This is a genomic window from Stenotrophomonas sp. 1L-E-5-B-C3 (assembly GCF_057292075.1).
Window position 1 is genome coordinate 138,396 of record NZ_JBXAWS010000012.1, and the last position, 11,168, is coordinate 149,563.

Sequence of the window (11,168 nt, forward strand, 5' to 3'; positions counted from 1 at the left end):
AGCGGTGGCGGGCCGGACTCCCGGCCCGCTGCATCGCATCCTGTAGATGCCGAGCCCATGCTCGGCTGCCGTTTGCCGTAATCAGAAGCAGCCGAGCGTGGGCTCGGCTCTACAACGGCATGTCGATTATCCCGCGTACGCGGTCAGCCGGCCTTCCTGCTCGACCACCGTAATCGCGCCGCCGAACACTGCCGACAACGGTTCGTTGCGCAGCAATTCGGCGCGGGTGCCATCGGCCAGTACGCGGCCATCGCGCAGCAGCACCACCCGCTCGATCTCAGGAATGATCTCTTCGATGTGGTGGGTCACCAGCACCAGGGTGATGCCCTGCTGCGCCAGTACCCGCATGGTGGCCACCAGCTGCTCGCGGGCGACCAGATCCAGGCCGGTGGAGGGTTCGTCCAGCAGCAGTGCCTGCGGCCGGTTGACCAGCGCGCGGGCGATCAGCACGCGGCGGGTCTCGCCGGCGGACAGCTCGGCGTAGGCACGCTCACGCAGCGACAGCGCGCCGGTCATTGCCAGCGTCTCGCCAACGCGCGCGCGCATGTCGGCGGTCACTTCGCGGAAGGCCGGCACCACGTAACTGGCGAAGAAGCCGGACAGCACGGCCTGTTCCACGGTCAGCCCGGGCATGTCGGACAGGTTGCTGCTGAGGTCGCCGGTGACGATGCCCAGCTGTGAGCGCAGCCGATCTACCTGCCAGCGGTTCTGGCCCAGCACCTTCACCGCCACCGTGCCGTCGCCCTGCGCCAGCGGGTACAGCTCGCGGGTGATCAGCTTGATGAAGGTGGACTTGCCGCAGCCATTGGGGCCGAGTAGGGCGGTGTGCTGGCCCTGTGCGATGCGCAGGCTGAGCCCGTGCAGCACCTTCACCTGGCCGCGCACCACGGTGGCGCGGTCCAGTTCGATCAACGGCGGCAGTTCCCCGGCGGACGGGGCAACGGTAACGGCGCAGGCGCGCGGATCAAGGCTCGACAACTCAGCTCCCCAACTGTGAACGGTGCCACGGAAGGCAGTGGAAATCGCCGCCGCAGGGATGCAGTTTGCAACGCAAGCGCCCATGATGTCTGCCATCGCCGCGTCGATCCGGAGAGCCGTCATGCCAGATGCCCTGATGTCACTGTTGACCGGTGGTGTGCTCGGCCTGGGCTGGTGGGCCATGCTGGCGGTGCTGCTGGTCTTCACCCAGATCACCATCTTCTCGGTGACCTTGTACCTGCACCGCAGCCAGGCTCATCGCGGGGTCGATTTCCACCCGGCGCTGGCCCATGTGTTCCGCTTCTGGCTGTGGCTGACCACCTCGATGATTACCCGCGAGTGGGTGGCCATCCACCGCAAGCACCATGCGAAGGTGGAAACCGAGGACGACCCGCACAGCCCGGTCACCCGTGGCATCGGCACGGTGTTCTGGCACGGCGTGGAGCTGTACCGCGAAGCCCGCGGCCAGCGCGCGGACATCGAGCAGTACGGGCGCGGCACCCCGGATGATGCGATCGAGCGCCGTCTGTATACCCCGCATGCCACGTTGGGGCCGGTGCTGCTGTTCGCGATCAACACGGTGTTGTTTGGCCTGCCGGGCGTGGCCCTGTGGGCGATCCAGATGGCGTGGATCCCGTTCTGGGCGGCCGGCGTGGTCAATGGCCTGGGCCACTGGTGGGGCTACCGCAACTACGAGTCGGCCGATACCTCCACCAACCTCACGCCGTGGGGGTTCTGGATCGGTGGCGAGGAGCTGCACAACAATCACCACGCCTTCCCCAGCTCGGCGCGCTTCGCGATGCGGCGCTGGGAGTTCGATATCGGCTGGAGTGCGATCCGCCTGCTGCAGGCGCTGCGCCTGGCCAAGGTGCTGCGGGTGGCGCCGGCCATGGACGTGCGCCCGAACATCGCGGTGCCCGATGCCGAAACCCTGAAGGCGCTGCTGTCGCACCGCTTCCAGGCGATGACCGATTACCAGCGCAATGTGTTCATGCCGGCTCTGCGCGAGGAAGCCGTGCAGGCTGGAGCCAAGCTGCGCCGCCTGCTGCCGCGCCGGCTGCGCCGTGGCCTGGTCAACGATGGCCGCTGGCTGAAGCCGGACAGTCGTGCCCAGCTCAGCGAATGGGTGGCGCAGCGCCCGCGCATCCGCACACTGGTCGAGTACCGCGGGCGCCTGGCCGCATTGCTGGAAGCCCGCGGCCACGATGCGGCCGAGCGGCTGCACCAGCTGCAGGCGTGGTGCCGCGAGGCCGAGGAAAGCGGTATCGCCGCGCTGCAGGCGTATGCCGCGCGATTGAAGGGCTACAGCCTGGTGGGCGCGTGAGGGCAGGGTACGGGGTTCTGCTTGCGGTGCTGCTGCCGGGCGTGGCGCTGGCCCAGGTCACCGACACAACCAGCTACCTGCAGCGGATGGACAGCGATGGCGACGGCCGGGTCAGCGAGTCCGAGTACGTGCAGTGGATGCTGTATGCCTTCGATCGCATGGACCGCAATGGCGATGGCGTGCTGAGCGCCGACGAACTGCCCGGCGGCAAGGGCAGGGTGATCACCCGTGAGCAGCAGCGGCAGGTGATCGTGCAGCGCTTCCACAAGCAGGATGCCAACGGTGATGGCTTCCTGGATGCGCGCGAGCTGTCGGCACCGCCGCGCTGAAGCGCGGGCGGCCGCGCTTCAGCCAAGGCTAAAGTTCCTGCCCGCGCGGCCGATGCTGTGCACGACCCGATCCCGGCGCGCCGGTCGATCAGCAGAGACAGTGCGGGCTTGGCATGTCGACCGTGAGGGAGCGCGGTCGTGGGGACATGGAGGTTGAGGCAGTGCCGTTGCGATGATCGATGCCTGTTGGGGTCGCCCGTGCTGGCCTGACCGATATCCAAGGATCCCCCGTGAAAGCAAACCCTGTCCTTCTCACCGCCACCCTGCTTGGTGGCCTCGCGTTCGGTGCACCGGTACTGGCCGACGAACCGCCCGCCGCATCCGAGCCGCAGCAGGATGCGGACGCCGCCGCAGTGGCACCGGCGCCCGCCTGGGAACATCGGGTTCCGACCAGCACCAAGCTGGAGACCAATGCCGACGGCCAGCCGATCGGTGACCGCGCGCTGCGCCTGGTGCAACGCTCCACCACGGGCAAGGTCGTGGCGGCACAGGCGGCCGTATCGCTGTTTGCCGGCGTCATCGGTGGCCGCGGCTTCAGCAAGGATCAGTTGAAGGGTACCCGCGTGGATACCGTGCCGAACCCGGCGTTCAGTTCGATGGAACAGCAGGCACGCGCGGCCCTGGCGACGTACTTCAGCGCCCATCCCGGCGCCATCCCCGAGCAGTCGCGGCCGGTGCAGGTCACCGTGGGTGACTTCACCCTGATCTACAAGGAACTGGGCAATGCCGAGACCGAGTACGAACTGCGCCAGAACGTGGATCTGGGCTTCCCGTACCGGCGCAAGCTGCCGACCATGCGCCTGACCGGTGGCGAAGGTGCACATTGCCGCATTGCCGAGCCGGTGTCGGCGTCGCTGGAAGCGTGGCAGGCCGATGACTACGCCCTGGTCAGGCAGACCGCTGAGCGCTACGCCGAGGCCTGCGTGGCCAGCTTCGTGCAGACGCTCCCCACGCTGTTTCCCGACACTGCTCCGGTAGCCATCCAGGCACCGGTTGAAGGCCAGGAGGTCTGATACCCCCGTCACCGCGGCCAGGTCGGCTGCGGTGACGTCTGCGTCTGCGGCGGAGCGCTAGAATCACCGCATGCCCGAGCTGCCCGAAGTCGAAACCACCCGCCGCGGCCTGGCGCCGCATCTGCAGGGCCGCCGCGTGCACGGGGTGATCCTGCGCCGCGCCGACCTGCGCTGGCCCATCCCGCCGGAGGTGGCCGGGCAGTTGCCGGGCCAGCGCATCGACGCGGTGCGTCGCCGTGCCAAGTACCTGTTGCTGGATACCGCCGCAGGCAGTGCCGTGCTGCACCTGGGCATGTCCGGCAGCTTGCGCGTGCTGCCGGGTGACACGCCGTTGCGCGCGCACGACCATGTGGACATCAGCCTGGACAACGGCCGCCTGCTGCGCTTCAACGACCCGCGCCGCTTTGGCAGCCTGCTCTGGCAGCCGGCCGGCGAGGTGCACCCTCTGCTGCAGGGGCTGGGACCGGAACCGCTGGACGACGCCTTCGACGGCAACTACCTGTTCGCCCGCAGCCGTGGCCGCAGCGCGCCGGTGAAGACCTTCCTGATGGACCAGGCGGTGGTGGTGGGCGTGGGCAACATCTACGCCGCCGAGAGCCTGTTCAAGGCCGGCATCAGTCCGCTGCGCGAGGCAGGAAAGATCTCGCGCGAACGCTACCAGCGGCTGGCCGACGCGGTGAAGGAAATCCTCGGCTACGCCATCACCCGTGGCGGCACCACCCTGCGCGATTTCATCAGCCCTGACGGCGCACCGGGCTACTTCGAACAGGAACTGCTGGTGTACGGCCGCGACGGGCTGCCCTGCCCGAACTGTGGCCGCGCGCTGAAGCACGCCACCATCGGCCAGCGCGCCAGCGTCTGGTGCAGCCACTGCCAGCGCTGAGGCGGGCGGCCAGCGGCAGCTGAACGGGCAGGGCACGTCTCCGCTGCCCGTTAACGTTTGTCTGCCTATGATGGCCGACCTTCCCTCTGTGCCTGACGCGCCTGCATGCAACGACGCGACTTCATCCGCAATGCCTCCCTCGCCCTGGCTGCATTCGGCCTGCCGTCCCTGCCCGCGTGCGCGGCCAGCAAGAGCGGCCAGATGGGCCTGCGCCGCCTCGGCCAGCCGCAGCCGTTCGACTTCGCCACCCTGAAGGGCCAGGCGCGCGCGCTGGCACAGGCACCCTACAAGAGCCACAAGCGGGTGCTGCCGGGCCGCCTGGAAGGCCTGGACTGGGACCAGTACCAGTCGATCGGCTACCGCCAGGACCATGCGCTGTGGGCTGACCAGCCTGGCAAGTTCCAGGCCAAGTTCTTCCACCTGGGCCTGTACTTCCACTCGCCGGTGCGCATGTTCGACGTGGTCGACGGCAAGGCGCAGGAGCTGGCCTATGACGGCGCGGCGTTCAACTACGGCAAGAGCGGCATCAAGGACGGCGAGCTGCCGGCCGATCTGGGCTTCGCCGGCTTCCGCCTGAACACCCGCAAGGACACCGACCGCGACTTCGCCGCCTTCCTCGGCGCCAGCTACTTCCGCGCGGTCGGCAAGGAAGGCCAGTACGGCCAGTCCGCGCGCGGCCTGGCGATCGACACCGGCATGGGCAAGCCGGAGGAATTCCCGGACTTCATCGCCTACTACCTGGAGCAGCCATCGGCCGATTCGGAGACGATCGTGGTCTACGGCCTGCTGGATTCGCCCAGCGTGGCCGGTGCCTACCGCTTCGCCATCACCAATGGTGATGTGCTGCTGATGGACATCGACAGCGCGCTGTACCCGCGCAAGGCGATCGAGCGGCTGGGCATCGCCCCGTGCACCAGCATGTACCAGGTGGGCGAGAACGACCGCCGCATGGCATGGGACTGGCGCCCGGAGATCCACGACACCGATGGCCTGTCGCTGTGGACCGGTGCCGGCGAATGGATCTGGCGACCGCTGCTGAATCCGCGCAACCTGCGCTTCAACATGTTCGTCGACCGCAACCCGCGTGGTTTCGGCCTGCTGCAGCGCGACCGCAACTTCGACCACTACCAGGACGATGGCGTGTTCTACGAGAAGCGCCCGTGCCTGTGGGTCGAACCCAAGGGCGAGTGGGGCGAAGGCTCGGTGCAGCTGGTGGAGATTCCCACCGTGGACGAGACCTTCGACAACATCGTCGCGTTCTGGAACCCGAAGGAAAAACCGCAGCCGGGCCAGGAGCTGCTGGTCGGCTACCGCCTGTACTGGGGTGCCGAACCGCCGGCACGGCCGCCGCTGGCGCACTGCGTGGCCAGCCGCACCGGCCTGGGCGGCGTGGTCGGCAAGAAGCGCGAGTATTTCAGCTGGCGCTTCGCGGTGGACTTCGAAGGCGGCGAACTGGCGAGGCTGATCGACAAGGGCGAGGTCGAGGCCGTGGTGGAAGCCAGCCGCGGCCGGGTCGAGATCGTGTCGGCGCGCCCGCTGCGCGAGATCAACGGCTACCGCGCGATGTTCGACCTGGTGCCGCCGGAGGGCAGCACCGAGCAGATCGACATCCGCCTGTTCCTGCGCAGTGGCGGCAAGACCCTTACCGAGACCTGGCTGTACCAGTACACCCCGCCGCCGGCGGGTGCGCCGGAGCGCACGCTGTACTAAGAGGGGGGGTGGGTTTGCAGGGCTTGCAGCCCTGCACCTGCCGAGGCCAGAGCCGAAGCAACGGCAGAAGCAGGTTTCCTGTAGGGAGGCGGGGTGGGTCCGGTTGAGGGGGACGGCGTAAATACGTCCATGTAGCCTCGGTCGCGCCATCCATGGCGCTCACGCCCCCTCAACCGGACCCACCCCGCCTTCGACAGATTTCCGCGATCTGTCGGAATTGCTCTTGGGGTCAGATCCGTCTTCCGGAGGAAAACGGATCTGACCCAGAATTTCATTCGATGCCTGACAGATGTGTCGACCAAGGTCGACACCTACCAACAGCCGTGGGGATCTGTCAGAGGTGGGGCGGTGTGGGTGGGCAGGACCGTTGGCGCCATGGATGGCGCCATCGAGCCCCCATGGACGGGTTTACGGCGTGTCCTGACCACCCACACCGCCCCACCATCCCACCATCCCACGGATAGCCCGCTTTTGCCGTTGCCCTGGATCTGGCTCCGGCCTCGGCAGGTGCAGGGCGCAGCCCTGCAAAAGAACCCCTTTACAGCGGCAGGGGCGCCTGCGCCGGATCGATCCGGCCTTCGCCGCGGGTGATCTTCTTGAACTCCGCACGGCTGACCGACACGTAGCGGTCGTTGCCGCCGATCTCCACCTGCGGGCCGTCCTGCACGGCGTGGCCATGCTCGTCCACGCGCACCGTCATCGTCGCCTTCTTTCCGCTGTGGCAGATGGTCTTGATCTCCTGCATCTCGTCGGCCCAGGCCAGCAGGTACTGGCTGCCTTCGAACAGCTCACCGCGGAAGTCGGTGCGCAGGCCGTAGCACAGCACCGGAATGCGCAGCTGATCCACGATTTCGCTGAGCTGCCAGACCTGGGCACGGGTGAGGAACTGCGCCTCGTCCACCAGCACGCAGCCCATCGGTCCGTTCGTCGCCAGATCCTGCTCCACCCAGCGTTGCAGGTCGGTACCGCGGTCGAAGGCCATTCCATCGGCACGCAGGCCGATCCGCGAAGCGACCACGCCGGGGCCGGCACGATCATCCAGGCGCGGGGTCAGGATCGCCACCCGCATGCCGCGCTCGCGGTAGTTGTGGGCGCTCTGCAGCAGGGTCGTGGTCTTGCCGGCGTTCATCGCCGAGTAGTAGAAGTAGAGCTTGGCCATCAGCCAATTCTAGTCGCCCACCGCCTTGTCGTCGCGGACCGTGTCCGGCCGTCCTATCTCGACGCTGGGCGTCAGCGCGGGGCGCCAGTAGTTGTCCTGCAGGCACCAGTAGTCGGCGGCTCGCCAGTAGTCGTTGTCGTAGACGATGCTGCCCGGGGTCGCGATGCCCTGCTCGTTGCCGCGGCGCTGGACGACGATCAGTCCGGAGCTCACGTACCCGAGGCGGCTGCCGGTGATCTGCTGGCGACCGTCCCTGAGGGCGCGCTCCATGCGAGGCTTGGCCACGCGGTCGCCGTAGTCGGCATACACCTGCTGGCCGCGCTCGATCGCCTGTGCCTGCTGGAGTGCGTCCAAGCGTGCCCAATAGTGCTCCCGCAGCACCAGGAAGTCGTGATACATGCGCTCGGCGGCCAGGTCCATCCAGATGTAGGCCATCACCGGATCGGCCCGGGTGCCGATGCCCTCCTGATACAGCCGCGCCACCATGGCCTGGGAAAACTTGTCGGCGTAGCGCGCCGAACGCTTGTAGTAGTCCAGCGCCCTGGCGGGCCGTTTGTCCCGTTCGGCCCGCTGGGCCATGCTGCGCCAGAACAGGTCCGGATGGGCATCGAAGAAGCCTCCGGTCAGGACGGTTGGCGGGATCTGCCGCGGGGCCTCCACCGGACATTCCCTGGCGGTCACGGCAGCGGCCATCGACAGGCCCAGCAGCAGGCAGAGTGGAGCGTGCTTCGCTTTCATATGATCGCCCTCCTGGCAATGGCCAAATACGAACGTCAGCGCCCCGCGCCTTCAACGGGGCTGAGCGGGCCGACCTCTACGTTCCCGCTGCGATGCTCCTGCTGCCAGATCTGGTCCTGCATGCACCAGTACGCGGTGGGTTCCCAGTACGCCTCGCGGTAATAGTCGTCACCGCTGATCGGCCAACCGGCCTCGGGACCGCTGGACAGTTCCACATGCAGCATCGAACTGACCCAGCCGGTACGGCTGCCGGTCATGCGGCTGCGCTCCAACCGCATGGCGGTCTCCATTCGTGGCTTGGCCACCACATCTCCATACTTCGCGTACAGCGCCGGTCCCTCGGCAAGCACCCGCTGGCGCTGCCCGGCGTCGAGGCGGTTCCAGTAACGCTCGCGCTCGAGCAGTAGATCGCGATATCCGCGTTCGGCCGCCAGATCCATCCAGATGTAAGCCATAACTGGATCGGCGTCGGTACCTACCCCCTCCTGGTACATGCGTGCGACCAGCGACTGTGAAACCTTGTCGGCGTGGGCTGCCGCCCGCTTGAAGCGCACCAGTGCGTGGTCGGACCTGCCCTGGCGCCAGGACTGCAGGCCCAGTTCGCGCCAATGCAGGTCCGGATGCGCCTGAAGGAAGCCCTGGGTCATCACTGCTGGCAGGATCGACGTGCCCGAGCCGGGTGCGCAGCCTGCGCCGCGGGCGGACAGGGGGACCACCAGCAGCAGGACGCTGCCCAGGAGGGCGGAAGAGACAATCGGGGACATGCACCCTGCTCCAGGGCTCCGGTGCCGAATCAATAGCTTAGGAACGGGGCACGTGCAAGTCAGGTCCGCCCGTCGTCGCCCCGCTACAATCCCCATCCAATGCACGGTCTCAATCCCCCCCAAGCCGCCGCCGTCCTGCACATCGAAGGTCCGTTGCTGGTACTCGCCGGCGCTGGCAGCGGCAAGACGCGCGTGATCGTGGAAAAGATCGCCCACCTGATCGGCTGCGGCCGTTATCCGGCCCGGCGCATCGCGGCGATCACCTTCACCAACAAGTCGGCCAAGGAAATGCGCGAGCGCGTGGCCAAGCGACTGCGCGAGCAGGACGCCGACGAGGTGACCATCTGCACCTTCCACGCACTGGGGTTGAAGTTCCTGCAGATCGAGCACGCGGCGGTGGGCCTGAAGCGCGGTTTCTCGATCTTCGATGCCGACGATGCCGCTGCACAGATCAAGGACCTGATGTACGGGGCCAAGCCCGACGACATCGAGGACATGAAGAACCTGGTGTCACGCGCGAAGAATGCCGGGCTGTCGCCCGAACAGGCGATGGCGGCCGCTCGCAGCAACCGCGAGAAGGAAGCGGCCAGCGTCTACGAGCGCTACCAGCTGCGCCTGACGGCGTTCAACGCGGTCGACTTCGACGACCTGATCCGGCTGCCGGTGCAGGTGCTGGAAGAGAACCCGGACATCGCCGTGGCCTGGCGCGAGCGCATCGGCTACCTGCTGGTGGACGAATGCCAGGACACCAACGATGCACAGTACCGACTGCTGAAGCAGCTGGCTGGCGACAAGGGCAACTTCACCTGCGTGGGCGACGACGACCAGTCGATTTACGCCTGGCGAGGTGCCAATCCGGAAAACCTGCAGCAGATGGGGCGCGATTACCCGGCGCTGGAAATCATCAAGCTGGAACAGAACTACCGCTGTTCCAACCGCGTGCTGCGCGCGGCCAACGCGCTGATCGCCAACAACCCGCATGAGCACCTGAAGAAGCTGTGGAGCGACCAGGCTGACGGCGAGCGCATCCGCGTATGGGAATGCCGCAACAGCGAACACGAAGCGGAAAAGGTCGCCGCCGAGATCGCCTTCGTGGCGCAGTCGCGCAAGGTGCCGTGGAGCGATTTCTGCATCCTGTTCCGCGGCAACTTCCAGTCACGCCCGCTGGAAAAGGCGATGCAGCTGCTGCGCATCCCGTACCACCTGACCGGCGGCACCATGTTCCTGGAACGCCAGGAAGTGAAGGACACGCTGGCCTGGCTGCGGTTGCTGGTGAACCCGGACGACGACACCGCGTTCATGCGGGCGGTGCAGTCGCCCAAGCGCGATGTCGGTGCCAGTACGCTGGCCAAGCTGGCCGAGCTGGCGCAGGAAAAGGACATGCCGATGGCACAGGCCGCCGAGGCGATCGGCGCGCTGCAGCAGTTGCCGCCGCGTGCGGCCAACAGCCTGGCGCGCTTCACCGACATCCTGCGTGACCTGCGTGCACAGACCCGGCAGGTCACTTCCGGCGACATGATCCGCAAGGTCGCCAAGGAATCCGGCCTGCTCAGCGAGCTGCGCCAGCAGGCCAAGGAAGAGGCCAGCTACCAGCGCCGTGCCAACAACATCGAGGAACTGGCGCAGTGGTTCGAAGGCGGCCCGCGCGGCGCCACCGCCGCCGACCTTGCCGGCCAGCTGGCGCTGCTGTCGCGCAGTGACAAGGACGAGGGCGGCAACCAGGTGCGGATGATGACCATGCACGCCTCCAAGGGCCTGGAGTTCCCGTATGTGTTCATCGTCGGCTGCGAGGACGGCGTGCTGCCGCACCAGGTGAGCCTGGACGAGGGCAACCTGCAGGAAGAACGTCGCCTGCTGTACGTGGGCATCACCCGCGCCAAGATCCAGCTGTGGATGAGTTACAGCAAGCTGACCCGCAAATTCGGCGAGCACGTGCGGCTGAAGCCGAGCCGGTTCTTCGAGGAGATTCCGGCCGAGGAGATCCAGCGTGATGGCGCTGACCCGGTGGCGGATGCGGCGCGTAAGAAGGAGCGGGCGAGTGCCGGGTTGGCGGCGATCGAGGCGCTGTTCGATTAAGGCGCTCCAACGGCGCCGCCCCTCCGTGGTGGAGCACGCGTTGGTTCGGCGGTGTGGCCGGTCGGGGTGGGTTCGCGGGGGACGCCGTGAACCCGTCCCTGAAGTGACCCCCGGGAATTGGACACCAGATCCAACCCCGAGGGATACATGAACAGATACGACGCGCGTTTCAAACTGCAGGTCGCCAAAGAGGC

10 protein-coding genes are annotated in these 11,168 nt (G+C 67.2%); 6 read left to right on the forward strand and 4 right to left on the reverse strand.

Annotated elements, in window-relative coordinates; genetic code table 11:
- Positions 1-126: 126 nt before the first annotated feature.
- Complete coding sequence (locus tag AC0Z6F_RS15665; protein WP_012509624.1) at positions 127-978, reverse strand: ABC transporter ATP-binding protein; 852 nt, start codon at positions 976-978, stop codon at positions 127-129.
- A 121-nt stretch (positions 979-1,099) separates the two neighbouring features.
- Between AC0Z6F_RS15665 and AC0Z6F_RS15670 the strand changes: the two genes are divergently transcribed.
- The 5 genes from AC0Z6F_RS15670 (at position 1,100) to AC0Z6F_RS15690 (ending at position 6,237) form a co-directional block, all read left to right on the forward strand.
- Complete coding sequence (locus AC0Z6F_RS15670; protein ID WP_485617576.1) at positions 1,100-2,302, forward strand: DesA family fatty acid desaturase; 1,203 nt, start codon at positions 1,100-1,102, stop codon at positions 2,300-2,302.
- Entirely contained in the window at positions 2,299-2,631 is a 333-nt protein-coding gene (locus AC0Z6F_RS15675) for an EF-hand domain-containing protein (protein WP_004133313.1), read from the forward strand. The genes AC0Z6F_RS15670 and AC0Z6F_RS15675 overlap by 4 nt, the downstream gene beginning before the upstream one ends.
- Positions 2,632-2,861: 230 nt before the next feature.
- Entirely contained in the window at positions 2,862-3,644 is a 783-nt protein-coding gene (locus AC0Z6F_RS15680; RefSeq protein ID WP_004133314.1) for a hypothetical protein, read from the forward strand.
- Between the two features lie 70 nt (positions 3,645-3,714).
- Positions 3,715-4,527: a bifunctional DNA-formamidopyrimidine glycosylase/DNA-(apurinic or apyrimidinic site) lyase gene (gene mutM, locus AC0Z6F_RS15685; RefSeq protein ID WP_012509626.1), complete on the forward strand. Its 813-nt coding sequence runs from the start codon at positions 3,715-3,717 to the stop codon at positions 4,525-4,527.
- A gap of 105 nt (positions 4,528-4,632) precedes the next feature.
- Complete coding sequence (locus tag AC0Z6F_RS15690) at positions 4,633-6,237, forward strand: OpgD/OpgG family glucan biosynthesis protein (RefSeq protein WP_012509627.1); 1,605 nt, start codon at positions 4,633-4,635, stop codon at positions 6,235-6,237.
- 538 nt (positions 6,238-6,775) lie between these two features.
- Here AC0Z6F_RS15690 and AC0Z6F_RS15695 read toward each other — a convergent pair.
- The 3 genes from AC0Z6F_RS15695 to AC0Z6F_RS15705 are packed head-to-tail and all read right to left on the reverse strand — an operon-like array spanning position 6,776 to position 8,898.
- Positions 6,776-7,396 (reverse strand): thymidine kinase, encoded by a 621-nt coding sequence (locus AC0Z6F_RS15695; RefSeq protein WP_004133406.1) that lies wholly within the window; start codon positions 7,394-7,396, stop codon positions 6,776-6,778.
- A 9-nt stretch (positions 7,397-7,405) separates the two neighbouring features.
- Entirely contained in the window at positions 7,406-8,134 is a 729-nt protein-coding gene (locus AC0Z6F_RS15700) for an SEL1-like repeat protein (RefSeq protein ID WP_004133412.1), read from the reverse strand.
- Between the two features lie 35 nt (positions 8,135-8,169).
- Positions 8,170-8,898: a sel1 repeat family protein gene (locus AC0Z6F_RS15705; protein ID WP_197585284.1), complete on the reverse strand. Its 729-nt coding sequence runs from the start codon at positions 8,896-8,898 to the stop codon at positions 8,170-8,172.
- A gap of 99 nt (positions 8,899-8,997) precedes the next feature.
- Between AC0Z6F_RS15705 and AC0Z6F_RS15710 the strand changes: the two genes are divergently transcribed.
- Positions 8,998-10,974: a UvrD-helicase domain-containing protein gene (locus AC0Z6F_RS15710; protein WP_448122413.1), complete on the forward strand. Its 1,977-nt coding sequence runs from the start codon at positions 8,998-9,000 to the stop codon at positions 10,972-10,974.
- Positions 10,975-11,168: the final 194 nt, after the last annotated feature.

What these genes read in the sequence shown, in the direction of transcription:
- AC0Z6F_RS15670 (WP_485617576.1), top strand. Translation starts at nt 1,100, where the DNA reads ATGCCAGATGCCCTGATGTCACTGTTGACCGGTGGTGTGCTCGGCCTG.
- AC0Z6F_RS15690 (WP_012509627.1), top strand. Translation starts at nt 4,633, where the DNA reads ATGCAACGACGCGACTTCATCCGCAATGCCTCCCTCGCCCTGGCTGCA.
- AC0Z6F_RS15695 (WP_004133406.1), bottom strand. Translation starts at nt 7,396, where the DNA reads ATGGCCAAGCTCTACTTCTACTACTCGGCGATGAACGCCGGCAAGACC.
- mutM (WP_012509626.1), top strand. Translation starts at nt 3,715, where the DNA reads ATGCCCGAGCTGCCCGAAGTCGAAACCACCCGCCGCGGCCTGGCGCCG.
- AC0Z6F_RS15700 (WP_004133412.1), bottom strand. Translation starts at nt 8,134, where the DNA reads ATGAAAGCGAAGCACGCTCCACTCTGCCTGCTGCTGGGCCTGTCGATG.
- AC0Z6F_RS15710 (WP_448122413.1), top strand. Translation starts at nt 8,998, where the DNA reads ATGCACGGTCTCAATCCCCCCCAAGCCGCCGCCGTCCTGCACATCGAA.
- AC0Z6F_RS15705 (WP_197585284.1), bottom strand. Translation starts at nt 8,898, where the DNA reads ATGTCCCCGATTGTCTCTTCCGCCCTCCTGGGCAGCGTCCTGCTGCTG.